We start from the raw sequence: 19958 nt of genomic DNA, 5'->3' as shown, positions 1-19958 counted from the left end.
GGCGTATACGCTATAAAAATGCACTAGAGTGAAGCGCGGTGCTTGAACTTGGTGCAGCCCCACAGGAGACAGGAAAATGCCGGTAAGCGATTGCGAACTGACCCAGATGTTTGAACACGTGCTGAAGCTGTCGAAGGTCGATCCGACCCAGAGCGTCGCCGTGCTCAAGAGCCATTACTCCGACCCGCGTACCGTGCGTGCCGCCATGGATGCCGCCCAGCGCCTGGGCGCCAAGGTGTACGCGGTGGAGCTGCCGTCGTTCAACCACCCCAAGGCCATGGGCAATGACATGACCGCCTACTGCGGCGACACCGCGCTCACCGGCAACATTGCCGCGCAGCGCGCGCTTGAAGCGGCCGACCTGATCGTCGATACGATGATGCTGCTGCACTCACCGGAGCAGGAGCAGATCCTCAAGACCGGCACGCGCATTCTGTTGGCCGTAGAGCCGCCGGAAGTGCTGGCGCGCATGCTGCCGACCGAAGAAGACAAGGTGCGTGTACTGGCGGCCGAACAGTTGCTGAAAAAGGCGCGTTCGATCCACGTGAAATCCCGCGCCGGCAGTGATTTCCGTGCCGCGTTGGGGCAATACCCTTCAGTGACCGAATATGGCTTTGCCGATGAGCCGGGGCGCTGGGATCACTGGCCCAGTGGCTTTTTGTTCTCCTGGCCCAACGAAGAAACCGCCGAAGGCGTGCTGGTGCTGGATATCGGCGACATCCTGCTGCCGTTCAAGACCTACACCCGCGAAAAGATCACGCTGGAGATCGAGAAGGGCTTTATTACCAAAATCCACGGCGGGTTCGAGGCCGAATACCTGCGCGACTACATGAAGTACTTCAACGACCCCGAGGTGTACGGCATCTCCCATATAGGCTGGGGCCTGCAACCACGGGCGCAATGGACGGCGATGGGCCTGCACGACAAGAACGACGGTATGTGCATGGATGCGCGGGCGTTCTATGGCAACTTCCTGTTCTCCACCGGGCCGAATACCGAGGTGGGCGGCACGCGCAAGACGCCGTGCCATATGGATATTCCGTTGCGCAATTGCGATGTGTACCTGGATGACGAGGCGGTGGTGATCGGCGGTGACGTGGTGGCACCCGCAGCCTCCCTGGCTCGCTAAACATCCAAATGTGGGAGCGGGCTTGCCTGCGATGAGGGCTTGTCAGTTGATACACGATTGGCTGATGCACCGCTATCGCAGGCAAGCCAGCTCCCACATTTTGATTGTGTTCCTGCAGTGAGGACCTTGAGTCCTTTCAGTATCCCCGCCATCATGCCTCCCCATCGCCAGTCATCCACCGAGCCCGCCGTGCCTGATTCCTACGTCTTTTCCGAGCAAGTCGGCCACCTGCTGCGCAAGGCTTACCAGCGCCATCTGGCCATTTTTCAGCAGAATGTCGGCGACTCCCAGCTCACCGCTGTGCAATTCGTCACCCTCTGTGCCCTGCGCGATCACGGTGCAAGTTCGTTGACTGAACTGGTCAAGGCCACCGCCGTTGACCAGGCGACCATTCGCGGTATCGTCGAGCGGCTCAAGGCCAAGGAGCTGATTAGCCTGGAACCGGACCCGCAAGACAAGCGCAAGGTGGTGGTGGACCTGTCTGCCGCCGGCGCCGAACTGGTCGCCCAAACCGCGCCGCGTGCCGCGCAGATCAGTGAGTTGACGATGAGCAACCTCAACCCGGCTGAACGGGTGGCGGTGCTGTTTCTGCTGCGCAAGATGATCGACGACCCACAGGAGTAATCAAGGCTGGCACCGTTTTTGCTCTGAGTTGATGTAGCAGGCACTTCACGTATCAAGTGTGTCGCGAGGCCCCAGGTCCGCGGCGCTTTTTTTTGATTGTTTCGTGTAGTGGCTACTTCACCAATTGGCACAGGCGAAGCGAATGATCAGCCCCCACATCACGGTAACCCTCGAGGTTAACGGCCAGAAAACAGACGTCAGCGCCATGGCGGACACCCCGCTGTTACTGGTGTTGCGCAATGACCTGCAACTCAACGGCCCCAAGTACGGCTGCGGCCTGGGGGAGTGCGGCGCCTGCACCGTGATCATCGACGGGCTGGCGGCGCGTTCCTGTGTATTCCCGCTGGCGGGCGCAGCGGGGCGCCAGATCGTCACCCTTGAAGGCCTCGGCACGCGCCAGGCGCCGCACCCGGTGCAACAAGCCTTTATCGATGAGCAAGCCGCGCAATGTGGCTATTGCCTCAACGGCATGATCATGACGACCAAGGCCTTGCTCGACCGCAACCCCGACCCCAGCGAAGCCCAGATCCGCAATGAGCTCTCGGGCAACCTCTGCCGCTGCGGCACCCATATCGAAATCCTGCGCGCCGTATTGCGTGCCGCCCGCCTGATGACTGTGGACCCACGACCATGACCGAGACGACCCTTTCCCGTGACCAATGGCTGGCCAAGGCTGGCGTGCTGTTGATCGTCGACGACGTGCTGCCGCCCTCGGGCCCGGTGGCGAAGGGCGGTACGCCCACCGTGAAGCCCAAGGAGCTGGGGCTGTTTATTGCGGTGAACGACGATGGCCTGGTGTATGCGTTCAACGGCCATGTCGATCTGGGCACCGGCATCCGCACGTCGCTGGCACAGATCGTCGCCGAAGAGCTCGACCTGAACCTGGACCAGGTCAAGATGGTGCTCGGCGACACCGAGCGCGCGCCCAACCAGGGCGCGACCATCGCCAGTGCGACCTTGCAGATTTCCGCGATTCCTTTGCGTAACGCTGCCGCAGAAGCCCGGCGTTTCTTGCTGGCGCGCGCGGCGGGGCGCTGGGGCGTGAGCGTGCCGAGCCTGAAGGTCGAAGCCGGGGTGGTCCATGCTGTAGACGGGCGCACCACAACCTATGGCGAACTGGTCAGTGGCCAGCATGATCAGTTGCGCATCAGCGGTGATGCACCGTTGAAGGCCATCGAGGATTACCGTTTGGTGGGCAAGGGGGCCGCGCGGGTTGACATCCCCGGCAAGGCCACCGGCGAGTTGACGTACATCCACGATATGCGTGTGCCGGGCATGCTCCACGGCCGCGTGGTGCGCCCGCCGTATGCGGGGCTGGATTGTGGAGATTTTGTCGGCAATAGCCTGCTCAGCGTGGATGAATCATCTATCGCGCATATCCCCGGCATCGTCGCCGTGGTGGTGATCCGCGATTTTGTCGGCGTGGTGGCATTGCGCGAGGAACAGGCGATCAAGGCCGCCTGTGAATTGCAGGTGCACTGGAAACCCTGGAATAACGCCTTGCCGGACATGCGTGACGTCGAACAGGCGATCCGCGACAACCCCCGGGTGCGCCGCACGGTGCTGGACCAGGGCAATGTCGATGAGGCGTTGGCGAATGCCAGCCAGCGCATGCCGCGCAGTTACCTGTGGCCGTATCAGATGCATGGCTCGATTGGCCCCTCTTGCGGCGTGGCTGATTATTCCCCGGCGGGCAGCCGGGTCTGGTCCGGCAGCCAGAACCCGCATCTGTTGCGCGCCGATCTGGCGTGGTTGCTGGAATGCGATGAAGCGCTGATCGACGTGATCCGCATGGAGGCGGCGGGCTGTTACGGGCGTAACTGCGCGGATGACGTCTGCGCCGATGCCTTGTTGTTATCCCGCGCCGTGGGCAAACCGGTGCGCGTGCAGTTGACCCGCGAACAGGAGCACCTGTGGGAACCCAAGGGTACCGCCCAGTTGATGGACGTGGATGGCGGGCTGAATGCCGACGGCAGCATCGCCGCCTACGACTTTGAAACCAGCTACCCGTCCAATGGCGCGCCGACCCTGGCGCTGCTGTTGACTGGCCGCGTGGAACCGGTGGCGGCGATGTTCGAAATGGGCGACCGCACTTCGATCCCGCCGTACGCCATCGACACTATGCGCGTGACCATCAACGACATGGCGCCCATCGTGCGCGCTTCGTGGATGCGCGGCGTGTCGGCGTTGCCCAACACCTTTGCCCATGAATCCTATATTGACGAACTGGCCTTTGCCGCCGGCGTCGACCCGGTGGAATACCGCCTGCGCTACCTCAAGGACGAGCGCGCCATCGACCTGGTGAAGTCCACCGCAGAGCGCGCCAACTGGGTGCCCCGTACCGCGCCGATGCAGACCGCCAACGAAGACCATCTGCTGCGTGGCCGCGGCTTTGCCTACGCGCGCTACATCCACAGCAAGTTCCCCGGCTTTGGTGCGGCGTGGGCGGCCTGGGTGGCGGATGTGGCGATCGACAAACACACCGGCGATGTGTCGGTGACGCGGGTGGTGATCGGCCATGACTCGGGGATGATGATTAATCCTGCGGGCGTACAGCATCAGATTCACGGCAATGTGATCCAGTCCACCAGCCGCGTGCTGAAGGAGCGGGTGACCTTTGAAGAGTCGACGGTGGCGAGCAAGGAGTGGGGCGGCTACCCGATCCTGACCTTTCCCGAAGTGCCAAAAATCGATGTGCTGATGATGCCGCGCCAGGACCAGCCGCCCATGGGCGCGGGTGAGTCGGCGTCGGTGCCCAGTGCAGCGGCGATTGCCAATGCGATTTACGACGCCACCGGCATTCGTTTTCGCGAACTGCCCATCACCCCGGAGCGGGTGCTGGCCGCGCTGAATGCAGGCACCTTGGGCGAGCCGGCCAAATCCCCGGAGAAGCGCAAGAAGTGGTGGTTTGGCGCCTTGTTCGCCACCTTGGGTGCGCTGATGGCAACGGCTTGGCCGTTCCACAATGAAATCGCGCCGATTGCTCCGCCCGCTGCCGGTACCTGGTCCAAAGCGACTCTGGAGCGCGGGCGCTTATTGGCAGCCGTGGGCGATTGCGCGGTGTGCCACACGGCGCCGGGCGGTGCAACCAACGCGGGCGGGCTGGCGATGGAAACGCCCTTCGGCACGCTGTTCAGCAGCAACATCACCCCGGACGTGAAGACCGGCATCGGCGCCTGGTCGTACCCGGCGTTCGAGCGGGCGATGCGTGACGGTATTGGCCGTGACGGGCGTAATTTGTACCCGGCGTTTCCCTATACGGCGTTTCGCAATATCAACGATGCGGATATGCAGGCGCTGTACGCGTACCTGATGAGTCAGGCGCCGGTCAGCCAGGCGCCGACGCCGAATGCCATGCGCTTTCCGTTCAATATCCGGCCCTTGATGGCGGGCTGGAATGCGCTGAATCTCAGGCGTGGCGAAATCACCGCGCAGCCTGAGCGCAGCGAACAGTGGAACCGCGGCAATTATCTGGTCAATGGCCTGGGGCACTGCGCGGCGTGCCATTCGCCGCGAGACCTGATGGGCGCGGAGAAGGGTGGCAAGGCGTTCCTTGCAGGCGGCATGGTCGATGGTTGGGAGGCGCCGGCGTTAAACGGGTTGTCCAAGGCGCCGACGCCCTGGACTGAAGACCAGTTGTTCACCTATTTGAGTACGGGGTATTCGGATGCCCACGGCGTGGCGGCAGGGCCGATGGGGCCGGTGGTGAGTGAGTTGTCGAAACTGCCCAAGACCGATATTCGCGCGATGGCGGTGTATTTGGCTTCGCTCAACAGTGAAGCGGCTGCCGAGGCGCAACCGGTGGCGGTGACGGTACCGAATCCGAATGGCCGGCGCGTCTTTGAAGGCTCGTGCAAGGCCTGCCATGCCGATGGCCTGGGGCCGAAGTTGTTTGGGGTCAGCCCGTCACTGGCCACCAACACCAATGTGCACAGTGACCAGCCGGACAATTTGATCAAGGTGATTTTGCAAGGCATCAGCAACCCGGCGACCCGGGATCTGGGGTATATGCCGGGGTTCAAGGACAGTCTGTCGAATGGCCAGGTGGCGGATTTGGTGGCGTATCTGCGCGGCAAATTCGCGCCGAATGCGCCGCAGTGGCAGGGCCTGGAGCAGAAGGTGGCGCACCTGCGGGCCAACCCCGGTACCCACTGACACGCCTCGGTTAAACCTGTGGGAGCTGGCTTGCCTGCGATAGCGGTGTGTCAGTCACTGGAGATTTTGACTGGGACACCGCTATCGCAGCGATGCGGCGACCCGACAAGCCAGCTCCCACATTTGGATTGGGTTTCTACAGTGGGAGCGGGGTGACGCCGCGCAGCACCAGGTCGGTGATAAAGGCCAGCCAATCCCGCTGCTGCCCCTTGTCCGCCAGGTCTTCACCCAAAAACGAACTGAGGGTATGGCGGTTGGAGTTATAGAAGTAGCACAGCGAGGCAATCATCAAATACACGTGCTTGATGTCCACGTCCTGGCGGAACACGCCTTGCGCCTGCCCGGCTTCGATGATCGGCCGCAGCACGCCGACTGCTTCGCCTGACAACCTGCGCATTTCACCCGACTGCTGGGCATGCTTGCCTTGATGCAGGTTCTCGATACTCAAAATGGCCACGAATTCCGGGTGTTTGACGTAGTAGTTCCAGATAAACGCCACCAGGTCGCGCAAGGCCTGCGCGGGTGCCGTGAGGTCGAGCTTGAGCTTGCTTTCAGCTTTGTTGAATTGCTCGTAGATCTGTTCCAGCACGCAGACGAACAAATGCTCCTTGCTGCCGAAATAGTAATAAAGCATGCGGTCGTTGGAGTCGGCTTCCTTGGAGATGGTGTCGACGCGCCCGCCGGAATAGCCGTCGCGGGTGAACACCTTGACCGCCGCCTGCAAGATGCGCGCACGCGTCTGGTCCGCCTGTTGGGCACGAATGCCGGTCTTCTTGATCACCATGTGAAAGCGCCTTGCACGACAGTCAGGGCGCGAAATATAGCATGGGGTTTTTCGCGTCCGTTCTGTGACCGACAAGTTCTGTAATAAAAACGCCATTGCGCTGGGGCTTGGATCCAGGAAGGGCTATTTTGGTGCGTCTCAATAACTAGAGTAGCCATGGATGAAATACCAACCGTTCAATCGCACATTAATTGCCACTGCGCTGGTCCTGACGGTCAGCGGCGTGCAAGCCGCGTCCCAGGCCCCGGTGGCCGGTGAAAATGGCATGGTGGTGACGGCCCAGCATTTGGCCACTCATGTGGGTGTGGATGTGCTCAAGGCCGGCGGCAACGCGGTGGATGCGGCCGTCGCCGTGGGCTACGCGCTGGCGGTGGTGTACCCGGCGGCCGGTAACCTGGGCGGCGGCGGTTTCATGACCGTGCAACTGGCCGACGGGCGCAAGACCTTCCTCGACTTCCGCGAAAAAGCCCCGCTGGCCGCGACCGCCGACATGTACCTGGACAAAGACGGCAAGGTCATCGACGGCCTGAGCGCCAAGGGCCACCTGGCCGTGGGCGTGCCCGGCACCGTGTCCGGCATGGAACTGGCCCTGAGCAAATACGGCACGCTTAAGCGCGCCCAGGTGATTGCCCCGGCGATCAAGCTGGCGGAAAACGGTTTTGAACTGGAGCAGGGCGATATCGACCTGCTGCACACCGCCACCGGCGAATTCGAAAAAGACAAGGACCTGCGCGGGATCTTCCTGCACAACGGCCAGCCGATGCAGGTCGGCCAGAAATTGGTGCAGAAAGACCTGGCCAAGACGCTCAAGGAAATCTCCGCCAAGGGCACCGACGGCTTCTATAAAGGCTGGGTAGCGAAGGCGCTGGTGGATTCCAGCCAGGCCGGCAAGGGCATCATCACCCAGGCGGACCTGGACAAGTACAAGACCCGCGAACTGGCGCCCATCGAGTGTGATTACCGTGGCTACCATGTGGTCTCCGCACCGCCTCCGAGCTCCGGTGGCGTGGTGATCTGCCAGATCATGAACATCCTTGAAGGCTACCCGATGGCCGATTTGGGCTATCACTCGGCCCAGGGCCTGCACTACCAGATCGAAGCCATGCGCCACGCCTATGTGGACCGCAACAGCTACCTCGGCGACCCGGATTTCGTGAAGAACCCGATTGCCCACCTGCTGGACAAGGACTACGCCGCCAAGCTGCGCGCCGCCATCGAGCCGCAGAAAGCCGGGGATTCCCAGGCGATCAAACCGGGCGTGTCGCCCCATGAAGGCAACAACACGACCCACTATTCGATTGTCGATAAATGGGGCAACGCCGTCTCGGTCACCTACACCCTCAACGACTGGTTCGGCGCGGGTGTGATGGCGAGCAAGACCGGTGTGATCCTTAACGACGAAATGGATGACTTCACCGTCAAGGTCGGCGTGCCGAACATGTACGGGCTGGTGCAGGGTGAAGCCAACGCAATCGCCCCGGGCAAGGCGCCGTTGTCGTCGATGAGCCCGACCATCGTGACCAAGGATGGCAAGGCCGTAATGGTCGTAGGCACGCCGGGTGGCAGCCGCATCATCACCGCGACTTTGCTGACCATCCTCAATGTCATCGACTACAAGATGAACATTCAGGAAGCCGTGGACGCGCCACGTTTCCACCAGCAGTGGATGCCTGAAACCACCAACCTTGAACGCTTTGCGGTCAGCCCCGATACCCAGAAAATTCTGGAAAGCTGGGGCCACAAGTTTGCCGGGCCACAGGACGCCAACCACTTGGCGGCGATCCTGGTGGGCGCCCCGTCCCTGGGTGGCAAGCCGGTGGGCAATAACCGTTTCTACGGGGCCAACGACCCGCGTCGCAACACGGGCCTGTCCCTGGGTTATTGAGGCGTAAGGTGGTGATGCAGGTGGGCCAGGGACAGCGCCAGGCTGTCATGGGATAACTGGGTGGCAGCGCCTTCAGCACTGCCCTGGGCCGCCGGTATCACCCGTTCGAACATGTGGTTTTCATACGCCTGTACGGCTTTCGAGCCGTCAGGTGTCCCCAGCAGATGCTGCGCCAGTTCGGCCGCATCGAGCATCGCAGCATTCACCCCTTCGCCACCAAACGGCGACATCAGATGCGCCGCATCCCCGATCAGCGTCAACCCAGACCGGTGAGCCCACCGATGGCCGACGGGCAAGGCGTGGATGTGCCGGACGAGCAGGGTGGGGCTGGCGGCGTCAAACAGCGCCAGCACGTCTGGATGCCAGCCTTGAAACTGCGTTTTCAGCGAGGGCGCATGGGCCAGATCAATCGTGTTTGCCGCCCAGTCCGTAGGCACGCGGAAGATCGCATAGCCGCGCAGGTGCGCATTGGCGTTGCGTTGCACGATGATCGATTTGGCTTCGCCGGCCACTTGCAGCGTGCCGCGCCCGACGAGAGTGGCAACCTGTGGGTGCAGGCGGTCGGCATCGTCGATGTTGAATTCGATGAAGGTCAACCCGCTGTACTGCGGCTGATAAGGCGAAAGCAGCGGGCGGATTTTCGACCAGGCGCCGTCGGCGCCCACCACCAGGTCAAAAGGGCCGTGGCTGAGATCGCCTTGATGCAGTGTCCAGTGTGTGGCGTCGGCCTGGCTGACGTGATTGATGCTCACGCCCCACTTCACGCAACCTTCGGGCAACGAATCCAGCAGGATCTGGCGCAGTTGCGTGCGGTCGACTTCGGGGCGGTCTCCTGCTTCCGGGTTCGGGTCTTCAAACAGCAATCGGCCGTGGTGATCCATCAGCCGTGAACCCTGATCTTCATAGCGGGCAATGCGTTTGAAGGCATCCTCCAGACCTGCCTGTTGCAAGGCGAGCTGGCCGGATTCCACGTGCAAATCCAGGGTGCCGCCTTGCGGGCGTTCCAGTGGCCCGCGTTCGCGCTCAAACACGCTGACGGCCACGCCGTGACGGTGAAGGATTCGCGCCAGGGTCAGGCCGCCGGGGCCTGCGCCAACGATGGCGATACGCAGTGCAGTGGTCATCAGGTGGCCTCGACGAGGAGTTGTTCAACGGCGTTGAAGGCAATGGCGCGGCGTTCTGCCCAGTTGCCGCGTATCACCAGGGCAGGTTGATGATGGGTTTCGATCCAGTCCAGGCTGGCCTGGAAAAACGCGCGGCGGTCCGCCAGGTCCGGCTGGCAGCGCTGGCCGTCGGCGGTCCATTCCACGTCTTCCGGCGACAGCAGCAGGTGCAGGTCGTAGTGGCGTGCGAGCAATTCACTGTCGAGCCAGGCCGGGCAGTCGCCGAACAGGGTCTGGCTCCACAGCGTGTTGGTCAGCAAATGCGTGTCCAGGATCAGTAGCGCAGGGCGCTCGGCGCGGGCCGCATCTTCCCACGCGAGTTGGCCACGGGCGATGGCCGGGATATCGGCCAGCGTGGTGTCGCGCTGATGCTGGTCGATGAAATAGCGCACATATTCACCCACCATCACCCCGCCGAAGCGCGCATGCAGCTCTGCTGCCAACCAGCTTTTGCCGCTGGATTCCGGCCCGGCCAGCACCACCACTTTCATGCGTGCAACGCCGGGTCGGCGCGCCATTCACGCCAGCCTTGCACGGCGATCACGGTGAACAGGGCATACAGCGCAGCGGTGAGGTACAGGCCCTTGTAGAGGAACAGCCCGACGAAAATCACGTCCACGGCAATCCACAGCGGCCAGCACTGCACCCGCTTTTGCGCCATCCACATTTGCGCCACGAGGCTGAAGCCGGTGAGGGCGGCGTCCAGCCACGGCTGGGCGGCGTCGGTCCAGTGGGCCATGGCGGCGCCGAGCAGCAGGCTGAACACTGCGCCCACGGCGAGGCTGGCCATGATCGCCGGGACGCCGAGGCTGGTCACCTGGCGACCTTGCTTGACGTCGCCGGCACGGGTCCATTGCCACCAGCCGTAGAGTTGCAGCGCGGCGTAGACCACTTGCAGGAGCATGTCGGAGTAGAGTTTTACGTCGAAAAATACCCAGGTGTAGAGCAACACCATCACCAGGCCGATGGGCCAGCACCAGGGGTTCTGTTTGACCGTCAGCCAGACAGCGATCACCCCAAGGGCGGCGGCGAACAGTTCAAGCCCGGACATGGTGGTTCCTTGGAGGCGTGGGAGAGGGCGGTGATTGTAACCAGAGGCGGGGGATCTTCACACCTTTGTGGGTGGATACGGGGGCGAGTACATATCCGTTGTTTGGGTAACGGCTGAAATGGGTTCCGCCCTTACGGCGGCTCACTTTTGAAAAGCGCAAAAGTAAGCAAAACGCTCTTGCCCCACCACTCGGCACCTCGCTTAGGCTCGGTGTGCCCTCACTCCGGCATTACTACGCGGGCCGCCGCGACGGGGCGTCCCTGCCCCGTCGCGGCTAAACCGGCGTCCTGCCGGTTTGCCCGCTCCGTAATACCTGCGTTCGGCCAGCGTGGTTTAACGGGGCGCCCAAGATCAAGATCAAAAGCACGGCGGCCTGACAGCCGGCCTGAGTGGTGTGGAGCAAAAGCGGTTCGGTATAGAAGCTGGCTTTTGTGGGAGCGGGCTTGTCGGATCACCGCACACTGAGGTGCCTGCATCGCAGGCAAGCCAGCTCCCACAGAAAAGCAGGTTTGTGAAGAGATAAGAGGCTCACTCGGTCAAAAAAGTGTGGGAGCGAGCAAGTCGAATCGTCGCACCGCCGCTCCCACATTTGGATCTCCATGCATCAGGTAAACGGTGTGCTGCTGTGCTTTTGATCCAACCACTCAGGCCGGCTGTCAGGCCGCCGTGCTTTAGATCTTGATCTTGATCTGAGGCGCCCCGTTAAACCACGCTGGCCGCACGCAGGCTTGAATCCGTGGGCAACCCGGCAGGACGCCGGGTTAGCCGCGATGGGCCAAGGATGGCCCATGGCGGCGGCCCACGGATTCAAGCCGGAGTGCGGGCACACCGAGCCTAAGCGAGGTGCCGAGTGGTGGGGCAAGAGCGCTTTGGTTACTTTGCCGCTTTTGCAAAGTGACCCGCCGTAAGGGCGGAACCATAGGCGGCCGTTACCGCAGCAACGGATATGTACACCAACCGACAAACCGCCATCGCAGGCAAGCCCGCTCCCACATGTGGCTTGGTGCTAGATCCGGAACTGGCGCAGCAAGCCGTCGAGTTGCTCGCTGAGCCCGCGCAGGTGGATGCTGGCCACACTCGACTGCTCGGCCGCCAGTGCCGTGCTGTGGGACAACCCCGCCGCCTGGGTCACGTTCTGGTTGATGTCTTCCACCACGTTCGCCTGTTGCAGGGTGGCGCTGGCAATCGAAGCATTCAACCCATTCAGGTTGCGCAAGGCCTGGCCAATAGCGTTGAGGCTTTCACCCGCCTGGCCCGCTTGTTCGATGGTCAATTGCGAGGCGCTGTGGCTGTCGCCGATCACCTTGACTGCCGCTTCCGAGTGGCCTTGCAGGCGTTCGATCATCACCTGGATTTCAGCCGTGGACTTTTGCGTGCGCTGGGCCAGCAGCCGGACCTCGTCCGCCACCACGGCAAACCCTCGGCCCTGCTCGCCGGCGCGGGCCGCTTCAATGGCCGCGTTGAGGGCCAGCAGGTTGGTCTGGTCGGCGATGGAGCGGATCACTTCCAGCACGCCGCCAATTTGTGTGCTTTCGCTGGACAGGGTGCGGATCACGTATACGGCTTGGCTGATGGTGCCGGAGAGTTGGTCGATCTGCTGCAAGCTGCTGTCGATATTCACCTGGCCTTGTTGTGCCTGGGCCTGGGCGTCGCGCATCTCGCTGGCGGCGTGTTCGGCGTTTTTTGCCACATCCTGCACGCCGTAGGTCACTTCATTGATGGCCGTGGCGACCAACTGCATTTGCTGCGACTGCTGCTGGCTGCGGTCGTGCGCCTGGCTGGCATTGTTGCCCAGCTCTGTCGAAGACTGGCCCAGCGCATTGGCGCACACCTGCAACTGGCTGACCACTTGCCGCAGCTTGGTGGTGAAACTGTTGAAGTGTCGCGACAGTTGGGTGACCTCATCGTTGCCCTGGGTGTCGAGGCTGCGGGTCAGGTCGCTTTCGCCGCTGGCGATGTTCGCCATGGCATTCACCGCCGCCTGCAATGGCTGCACGATGCTGCGCGCGATCAGCATCACCAGCAGGGCCATGACCACGGCAATGCCCAGGCCGATCAGCGAGGCCTTCCACACTTGGCCTTTGAACTCGGCCTGTACATCGTCCACATACACGCCGGAGCCGATGATCCAGCCCCAAGGCTCGAACAGCTGGATATACGAGGTCTTCTCCACCGGCGCTTCGGCCCCCGGTTTGGGCCAGCGATAGTTGACGATGCCGGCGCCCTTGGCTTTGGCCAGGATCACAAACTCATTGAACACCGCAAAGCCGTCCGGGTCGCGGATGGCCGAGAGGTTTTGGCCGTCGAGCTTGGGGTTGGCCGCGTGCATGATCATCACGGGCGTCAGGTCGTTGATCCAGAAGTAGTCGTCGTGGTCGTAACGCAGGCCGCGCACGGCGCTCAAGGCTTGCTGTTGCGCGGCTTCGCGGGTCAGCACGCCGGTTTTCTCAAGGTTCTGGTAATAGGCGAGCACGCCGCTGGCGGTCTGCACCACGTGCTGGGTTTGCTGGCGCTTGGCCTGGTAGAGGTCACCATGGATTTGCTTGAGCATCAGCAGCCCCAGGGTCAAAAGCATCAACACGGCGACTATCAGGATCAGCCACAAACGGCGGCTGATCGACATGCTGCGCAAACTGTTCATCGTCCTGTCACTCCCTGCTTTTTATAATTGTGGGTGCTGCATCGACATTTCCGGCTTGTCTGATAGGCTTTCGGCCTGCAAACGGAAAACCTGAGTACTGCCTGATTTTTCACGGAATTTTTGCAGGCCGGCGTTGAGAATCAACCCCGCGCACTGGTCGTCAGTGAACTTTAAAAAAGACTAACGAGGCATGCCACGCGCATGACCTTTGGAGAAAGCATGGATTTTTGGACCGCCATACAGGCATTGATTCTTGGCGTGGTGGAGGGGTTGACGGAGTTCCTGCCGATCTCCAGCACGGGCCACCAGATTATCGTCGCTGACCTGATCGGCTTCGGCGGTGAACGTTTTGAAGCGTTCAACATCATCATTCAGTTGGGCGCGATCCTGGCCGTGGTCTGGGAGTTTCGGCGCAAGATTTTCGATGTGGTCATCGGCTTGCCGACCCAGCGCAAGGCCCAGCGCTTTACCGTCAACCTGATCATCGCCGTGCTGCCGGCGATTGTGCTGGGGGTGATTTTCGCCGACCTGATCAAACACTACCTGTTCAACCCGATCACCGTAGCCGCAGCCTTGGTGGTCGGCGGCGTGATCATGTTGTGGGCTGAGCGCCGCCAGCACGCCGTGCATGCAGAAACCGTGGATGACATCACCTGGAAGGACGCGCTCAAGGTGGGCTTTGCCCAGTGCCTGGCGATGATTCCGGGGACTTCGCGTTCGGGCGCCACGATTATCGGCGGCCTGCTGTTTGGCCTGTCGCGCAAGACCGCCACCGAGTTCTCGTTCTTCCTGGCCATGCCGACCATGGTCGGGGCCGCGGTGTATTCGGGCTACAAGTACCGGCACTTGTTCCAGCCGGATGACCTGCCGGTATTTGCCATTGGTTTCGTCACCTCGTTCATCTTCGCGATGATCGCGGTCAAGGCCTTGCTCAAGTTCATCGCCAGCCACAGCTACGCGGCGTTTGCCTGGTACCGGATCGCGTTCGGCCTGGTGATTCTGGCCACCTGGCAGTTCGGCTGGATCGACTGGTCTGCGGTCAAGCCATGAGCATTCAGCACCCGCGCCTGAAGGCGCTGGCCCTGGCGCTGCTGTGCGTCGCGCCGCTGCTGGGTTCGGTGTTGCTGTGGCATCGCGGCGAAACCGTGTTGCCGCTGGCGGCCTATGGCGTGGTCAGCGTGGTGGCGTTTCTGTTGTATTGGAGCGACAAGCGCAAGGCGCAGACCGAAGGCCGGCGCATTCCGGAAAACATCCTGCACGCCGTCGAGCTGGCCGGTGGTTGGCCGGGTGCATTGATCGCTCAGCAAGTGTTTCGCCACAAGACGCGCAAGGTGTCTTATCAGGTGCTGTTCTGGGTGATCGTGCTGTTGCACCAGGTGTTCTGGCTCGACCAGTTGTTCCTCGGCGGCACGCTGTTTTCAATCCTCTAGCAACAACCCGATCTGCGTGCGCTTGGGCAGTTTGCTCACCACCAACTGGTGGGAGCGCTGCAGCAGGCCACGCAGTTCTTCGGCGCCCAGCGGGTAGGGCGTGTTCATGATGATCCACTGCGCCCGCGCAAGGTAAGGCGCCGGATGGATGCCGGGGCGGTCCACGTGGCCCAGGAACAGTTCCTTGTCGACCTTGAACGCCAACGACTCGCCGCGCAGGTTTTGCAGCGCGAACATTTTGTTGCCGGCAATCGAGAACACGCGCACGCCGCCCCATTTGTAGTCTTCCCGTGCACCGGGCAGGCTCAGGCAAAACGTGGCGACCTGGGGTTCGGTCATTCTCATAACAAACGATCTCCGCAGCCCTTGAAGGCCTCTTCGAGGTAGTCGATCCACGCCCGGATGGCCGGCAGCACGCCACGGCGGTGCGGGTAGACGGCCTGCAACCAGCCGCCCGGCGAGGACCATTCGGGCAACAGTTGCACCAATTGGCCGCTGGCCAGTTCCTCTTCGCAATACATCATCGGCAATACCGTAAAACCCAGGCCTTTAAGGGCGCAGGCTTTGCGCACGATGAAATCGTCGATGCCCAGGCGCGCTTCCATCGACACGTCCTGGGCATTGCCTTCGGGGTCGAGCAGGCGCAGGTGCACCAGGCGGTCAGGTTCCAGCGCGCCGAGGACCGGCAATTGCTTGAGGTCTTCCAGGGTGTTGATCTGCCGGCCTTGCAGGAATTCGGGGCTGGCCACCAGGAGGGTCTGCGCCTGGCGCAAGCGTTTGGTCACCAGCAGCGGGTCTTCATCGCCTTGTTCGCGCACGCGCAAGGCCACGTCAATGCCTTCTGCGACCAGGTCGACACGACGGTTCACCAGTGTCATTTCAAGCTGCACCAAGGGGTGGGCGGCGAGAAAGCCGGCGACCATTCCCGGCAGCATGTGCTGGGCCATGCCCACCGGGCAGCTGACGCGCAGCCGCCCACGGGGTTCGCTGGACATGCTGGCCACAGCCTCATCGGCCATTTCCGCTTCCAGCAGCATCGCCTGGCAGTGGCGCAGGTAACGCTCGCCGACGGCGGTGAGGGTTAATTGGCGCGTGGTGCGTTGCAGCAAGCGGGCGCCGAGGCGTTCTTCCAGCTCGGCGATGCGCCGCGACAAGCGTGATTTGGGAATCCCCAGCAGCCGGCCCGCCGCGGCAAAACCGCCGGCTTCCACGACTTTGGCAAAATAGTAGAGGTCGTTGAGGTCTTGCATGGTCAGCCTGTTGTCCTGTCAGTGGGACGAATCATCCGCGTCTGACAAGCGCAAATCCACTACAAAAAAACGCGAATGCCTTCTGGGTATTCGCATTTTTTGGGTTTTACAGCTTAGAACTGTGCGCCTGCCATCAACACATACTTCACATGCACGTACTCCTCGATCCCGTAATAACTGCCTTCACGGCCATAACCGGACTGTTTGATGCCGCCAAACGGAACCGATGCAGTGCCGACTGAACCCGAGTTCAAAATCACCATGCCGGCCTCCAGTTGGCGCGACAGGCGTAGCGAACGGCCCAGCGCACTGGTGTAGGCGTAGGCCACCAGGCCGAACTCAGTCTGGTTGGCCCGCGCGATGACTTCTGCTTCGTCCTTGAATGAATAGATCGCGAACACCGGGCCGAAAATCTCGTGCGTCGCCAGTGGCGAATCGTCCTGCAAACCGGTCAATACGGTGGGCTCGTAGAACAGGCCGCCTTTGGCGTGAGGTTTGCCGCCCATCAACACCTTGGCGCCCGCCGCTTTGGCGTCCTCCACCAGGCCCACGACTTTGTCGAAGCCCACCTGATTGACCAGTGGCCCGACCACAAAGCCTTCACGCAGGCCTTGGTCCACTTCAATGGCGGCCACAGCGACCTTCACCCGCTTGATGAAGTCTTCAAGAATGCTGTGCTGCACAAAGATCCGGTTCGGCGAGATGCACACCTGGCCGGAGTTTCGCAGCTTGGCGCTCACCAGCCCCTTCACGGCTTCATCCAGGTTGGCGTCCTGAAACACAATAAACGGCGCGTTGCCGCCCAGTTCCAGGGTCATCTTCTTCACGGTGGCCGCGCATTGCGTCGCGAGCAATTTGCCGACGCCAGTGGAGCCGGTAAACGTGATTTTACGGATGCGCGGGTCACCGGTCAGGATCAGCCCGATTTCCTTGGGGTCACCGACCACTACTTCCAGCACGCCTTCGCCAATGCCGGCCTTGCGTGCGTATTCAAGCAGCTTGAAGGCGGTCAGCGGGGTGTCTTCGGCGGGCTTGATCACCATGGTGCAACCAGCGGCCAGGGCCGTGGCGACTTTGCGGGTGATCATCATGAACGGGAAGTTCCACGGGGTGATCGCGGCGACCGGGCCGATGGCTTCCTTGGTCACCATCACGTTGGCATGGCGGTCGTGGGTGGGAATGGTGTCACCGTAAACGCGCTTGGCTTCTTCGGCGTACCACTCGATAAAGCCCAGGCCGTAGTCGATTTCGCCGCGGGCTTCGGTCAGGCATTTGCCGTTTTCGCGGCACAGCAGTTCGGCGAAGGCCTCCTTGTCGGCTTTGACGCTGTCGTGCCAGCGACGCAGGATCGTGCTGCGTTCACTGGCAAGTTTGGCCGACCATTCGGGAAAGGCGGCGCAGGTTCTGTCGACGGCGGCTTTGACGTCGGCTGCCGAACTCTTGGCAACGCGGCCGATTTCTTCACCGTTAGCGGGGTTGTAGACGATAAGCATGGTGGATCTCCGAGGGCTGAAAGTGCTGTTTCAGGCTACGGAAAAGGGTGACCCGGGCGAATATGCATTCCAATGTGCTGATTGCCTATTCCTATGAATGCGTAGCCAGAGTGCTGTGTGCGCAGTATCGTGCGGTTTTCGTGCAGGAGCCTTTGAACATGGGCCGAACCCAAAGAATCGTCGAGTTGATGGGCCGCCTGGCGCCTGTCGAAGGCTATAACCTGACCACACTGGATGACGTGCGCTTCCTGCGCTCGAACCGGCCCTTGCAGCGCGTGCCGGTGCTCTACGACCCGGGTATCGTGATTGTGTGCCAGGGGCGCAAGCGCGGGTTTCTGGGCGAAGAGATTTACCTGTACGACGCCCAGCATTACCTGGTGGTGTCGGTACCGGTGCCGTTCACCATGGACACCGACGCCACGGAGCAAGAGCCGATGCTGGCGGTGTACCTGCGCCTGGATTTCACCCTGGCGGCGGAGTTGATGGTGGCGTTGGATGACTTCCCGGCGCTGATCGAGGCCGCACCGCGCGGTATGTATTCGTCGCCCATGGACGACAAGCTCAGTGATTCACTGCTGCGTTTTCTGGAGGTGATGAGCACGCCGATGGACGCGCAGTTGCTCGGCCCGGCGCTGGTGCGCGAAATTTACTACCGGATCCTCACGGGCGAGCAGGGCGGCTCAATGCGCGCAGCGCTGACGCGGCAGGGGCAATTCGGCAAGGTGGCGCGGGCGATCCGCAAGATTCACGCGTGTTATCACCAGCACCTGGATGTGGAGGCGCTGGCCGGGGAGGCGATGATGAGTGTGCCGAGTTTTCATGCGCATTTTCGCACGGTGACCGATACCTCACCGATGCAGTACCTCAAGTCCACGCGCCTGCACCAGGCGCGCTTGTTGATGTTGCGCAGCGATATCACGGCGGCTACGGCTTGCACTAAGGTCGGCTATGAAAGTGCCTCGCAGTTCAGCCGTGAGTTCAAGCGCTTCTTCGGGCGTACACCCCAGGAGGAAATCCAGTGGATGAAACGCACCTACGCGTTGCCGGCGCCTACGTCGGCGTCGATTTACGTGTCGTCCCACTGAGCAGGGTGATCAACAGGGCCAGCCCGGCAAACCCTGCGCCGGTCAGCGCCTGGCCTTGCCAGCCGTAATGGTCGGAAGCAAAGGCCCCGGCCGCCGAGCCCAGGGCGCCGCCGATGAAATAGACGACCATGAACACGGTATTCAGGCGGCTGGTGGCGGAGGGTTCCAGTGCCAGTACGCGAGTCTGGTTGGCCAATTGGTTGATGCGGTTGCCCAGGTCGAGGAAGGTCGCCGCCACCAGGATCGGCGCCCACCAGCCGCGCGGGCCAAAGGCATAGATCAGTACGAAAGCGCTCAACACGATGCCGATGCCGACCCGTTCCAGCAGGCTTCTATGGCGCTGGGTGAGTTGGCCGATCCTGGCTGCACACAGAATGCCGACAATCGCCGACAGCCCAAGCAGACCGGCCTGGGCGCTGGAGAAACCATAAGGTGGTGAAGCGAGCAAGGCGGCCATGGAGCCCCAGAACACGTTCAAGGCGCCAAACACCAGCGCCGCCTTGATCGCCGACTGGCGCAGGGTCGGGTATTGCGTCGCCAGGCCCCACAAGGATTTGAGCAAGGCGCCATAAGCCAGTTTGCTGGTGGAGACCGACACCGGCATGCGCGTCAGAATCGCCATGAACAGCACCACATCCAGTGCCGCGGCCAGCGCGAACATGCCGCGCCAACCCAGCCAGCCGCTGACCACGCCGCTGACGGTGCGGGCCAGCAACCCGCCGGCCGACAACCCGCTGACCATCAACCCCAGCACCGCGCCTTTGTGCGCCGGTTCGCTGAGATCAGACGCCGCCGGGATGATTATCTGGGCGCTGATGCCCGATAGCCCCAGCAATACGCTCGCCACCAGCAACAAGGAATAAGACGGCGCGGTGGCCGACGCCAGCAGCGCGACGAAGTTGATGCACAACACGGCCAGGATCAGCGTGCGCCGGCTGATGCGGTCGCCCAGTGGCACAAACAGCAGCAAACCACTGGCGTAGCCGAGCTGGGTGAGCATCGCGATCTGCCCGACGTGGGCCGTAGACACCTCGAAGGTGTTGGCAATCAGCGGCAGCATGGCCTGGTTGTAATAGATCGTGGCGACCGAAAACCCGCAGCAGATGGCGAGCAGCAGGGTCAGGCCTTTGGTCAGGGTCGGTGTAGGTGCGTGCATGGTGTGCCCAGTGGCTGTCGGAACTGCGGCGAGAATGAAGTGAAGCGTGGCTGAAATCCAGCGTTGCAGAGGATTGGGCAAGAACCTCGTCGGATTGGATTTTGGGGGGATT

16 protein-coding genes and 2 pseudogenes are annotated in these 19958 nt (G+C 62.0%); 8 read left to right on the top strand and 10 right to left on the bottom strand.

Annotated features, from left to right (window positions below; genetic code table 11):
* Positions 1 to 76: 76 nt before the first annotated feature.
* The 4 genes from AB4P94_RS22815 (at position 77) to AB4P94_RS22800 (ending at position 5908) form a co-directional block, all read left to right on the top strand.
* Positions 77 to 1129 carry a 2,5-dihydroxypyridine 5,6-dioxygenase gene (locus AB4P94_RS22815; RefSeq protein ID WP_395607580.1) on the top strand — a complete coding sequence of 351 codons (1053 nt, stop codon included), beginning with the start codon at positions 77 to 79 and terminating at the stop codon, positions 1127 to 1129.
* 189 nt (positions 1130 to 1318) lie between these two features.
* Complete coding sequence (locus AB4P94_RS22810; RefSeq protein ID WP_150760157.1) at positions 1319 to 1753, top strand: MarR family winged helix-turn-helix transcriptional regulator; 435 nt, start codon at positions 1319 to 1321, stop codon at positions 1751 to 1753.
* 142 nt (positions 1754 to 1895) lie between these two features.
* On the top strand, positions 1896 to 2387 hold the full coding sequence (locus AB4P94_RS22805) for a (2Fe-2S)-binding protein (protein WP_395607579.1): 492 nt from the start codon (positions 1896 to 1898) through the stop codon (positions 2385 to 2387).
* Positions 2384 to 5908 carry a molybdopterin cofactor-binding domain-containing protein gene (locus AB4P94_RS22800; protein WP_395607578.1) on the top strand — a complete coding sequence of 1175 codons (3525 nt, stop codon included), beginning with the start codon at positions 2384 to 2386 and terminating at the stop codon, positions 5906 to 5908. Before AB4P94_RS22805 ends, AB4P94_RS22800 begins: the two co-directional genes overlap by 4 nt.
* 136 nt (positions 5909 to 6044) lie before the next feature.
* Here AB4P94_RS22800 and AB4P94_RS22795 read toward each other — a convergent pair whose 3' ends face one another.
* Entirely contained in the window at positions 6045 to 6692 is a 648-nt protein-coding gene (locus AB4P94_RS22795) for a TetR/AcrR family transcriptional regulator (protein WP_395607577.1), read from the bottom strand.
* A 160-nt stretch (positions 6693 to 6852) separates the two neighbouring features.
* Between AB4P94_RS22795 and ggt the strand changes: the two genes are divergently transcribed.
* Positions 6853 to 8577 (top strand): gamma-glutamyltransferase, encoded by a 1725-nt coding sequence (gene ggt / locus AB4P94_RS22790; protein ID WP_395607576.1) that lies wholly within the window; start codon positions 6853 to 6855, stop codon positions 8575 to 8577.
* Here the strand turns inward: ggt and AB4P94_RS22785 are convergent.
* From AB4P94_RS22785 to AB4P94_RS22765, 5 genes and pseudogenes are all read right to left on the bottom strand, one after another.
* The gene (locus tag AB4P94_RS22785) at positions 8571 to 9701 is read right to left on the bottom strand and encodes an FAD-dependent oxidoreductase (RefSeq protein WP_395607575.1); all 1131 of its coding nucleotides are present in this window, start codon (positions 9699 to 9701) and stop codon (positions 8571 to 8573) included. The two genes, ggt and AB4P94_RS22785, sit on opposite strands and share 7 nt — an antisense overlap.
* Complete coding sequence (locus tag AB4P94_RS22780; protein ID WP_395611377.1) at positions 9701 to 10231, bottom strand: AAA family ATPase; 531 nt, start codon at positions 10229 to 10231, stop codon at positions 9701 to 9703. Before AB4P94_RS22780 ends, AB4P94_RS22785 begins: the two co-directional genes overlap by 1 nt.
* Positions 10228 to 10791, bottom strand: coding sequence for a nicotinamide riboside transporter PnuC (gene pnuC / locus AB4P94_RS22775; protein ID WP_395607574.1), 564 nt, complete (start codon positions 10789 to 10791; stop codon positions 10228 to 10230). The genes AB4P94_RS22780 and pnuC overlap by 4 nt, the downstream gene beginning before the upstream one ends.
* A gap of 1006 nt (positions 10792 to 11797) precedes the next feature.
* Positions 11798 to 12385 (bottom strand): annotated as a pseudogene (locus tag AB4P94_RS22770) (methyl-accepting chemotaxis protein); the annotation flags it as partial.
* Positions 12386 to 12700: 315 nt separating this feature from the next.
* A pseudogene (locus AB4P94_RS22765) lies at positions 12701 to 13342 on the bottom strand (cache domain-containing protein); the annotation flags it as partial.
* Positions 13343 to 13651: 309 nt separating this feature from the next.
* Here AB4P94_RS22765 and AB4P94_RS22760 point away from each other — a divergent pair.
* Complete coding sequence (locus tag AB4P94_RS22760; RefSeq protein ID WP_395607573.1) at positions 13652 to 14482, top strand: undecaprenyl-diphosphate phosphatase; 831 nt, start codon at positions 13652 to 13654, stop codon at positions 14480 to 14482.
* Positions 14479 to 14862, top strand: a complete 384-nt coding sequence (locus AB4P94_RS22755; protein ID WP_395607572.1) for a DUF1294 domain-containing protein — start codon at positions 14479 to 14481, stop codon at positions 14860 to 14862. Before AB4P94_RS22760 ends, AB4P94_RS22755 begins: the two co-directional genes overlap by 4 nt.
* On the opposite strand, the gene AB4P94_RS22750 is transcribed toward AB4P94_RS22755, so the two are convergent.
* The 3 genes from AB4P94_RS22750 to AB4P94_RS22740 form a co-directional block, all read right to left on the bottom strand.
* Complete coding sequence (locus AB4P94_RS22750; RefSeq protein ID WP_395607571.1) at positions 14851 to 15207, bottom strand: MmcQ/YjbR family DNA-binding protein; 357 nt, start codon at positions 15205 to 15207, stop codon at positions 14851 to 14853. The two genes, AB4P94_RS22755 and AB4P94_RS22750, sit on opposite strands and share 12 nt — an antisense overlap.
* A complete protein-coding gene (locus tag AB4P94_RS22745; RefSeq protein WP_395607570.1) occupies positions 15204 to 16112 on the bottom strand; it encodes a LysR substrate-binding domain-containing protein in 909 nt (302 codons plus the stop codon). The genes AB4P94_RS22750 and AB4P94_RS22745 overlap by 4 nt, the downstream gene beginning before the upstream one ends.
* Before the next feature lie 113 nt (positions 16113 to 16225).
* Positions 16226 to 17605: an NAD-dependent succinate-semialdehyde dehydrogenase gene (locus tag AB4P94_RS22740; RefSeq protein WP_395607569.1), complete on the bottom strand. Its 1380-nt coding sequence runs from the start codon at positions 17603 to 17605 to the stop codon at positions 16226 to 16228.
* A 158-nt stretch (positions 17606 to 17763) separates the two neighbouring features.
* Here AB4P94_RS22740 and AB4P94_RS22735 point away from each other — a divergent pair, with 158 nt between their 5' ends.
* The gene (locus AB4P94_RS22735) at positions 17764 to 18690 is read left to right on the top strand and encodes an AraC family transcriptional regulator N-terminal domain-containing protein (protein ID WP_395607568.1); all 927 of its coding nucleotides are present in this window, start codon (positions 17764 to 17766) and stop codon (positions 18688 to 18690) included.
* Here AB4P94_RS22735 and AB4P94_RS22730 read toward each other — a convergent pair.
* Positions 18656 to 19846 (bottom strand): MFS transporter, encoded by a 1191-nt coding sequence (locus tag AB4P94_RS22730; RefSeq protein ID WP_395607567.1) that lies wholly within the window; start codon positions 19844 to 19846, stop codon positions 18656 to 18658. The two genes, AB4P94_RS22735 and AB4P94_RS22730, sit on opposite strands and share 35 nt — an antisense overlap.
* Positions 19847 to 19958: the final 112 nt, after the last annotated feature.

The organism is Pseudomonas sp. B22129 (assembly GCF_044218875.1).
Classification (GTDB): Bacteria; Pseudomonadota; Gammaproteobacteria; order Pseudomonadales; family Pseudomonadaceae; genus Aquipseudomonas.
The sequence above is the reverse complement of the archived record's forward strand: the minus strand, read 5'-3'. Positions and strand labels throughout refer to the sequence as shown.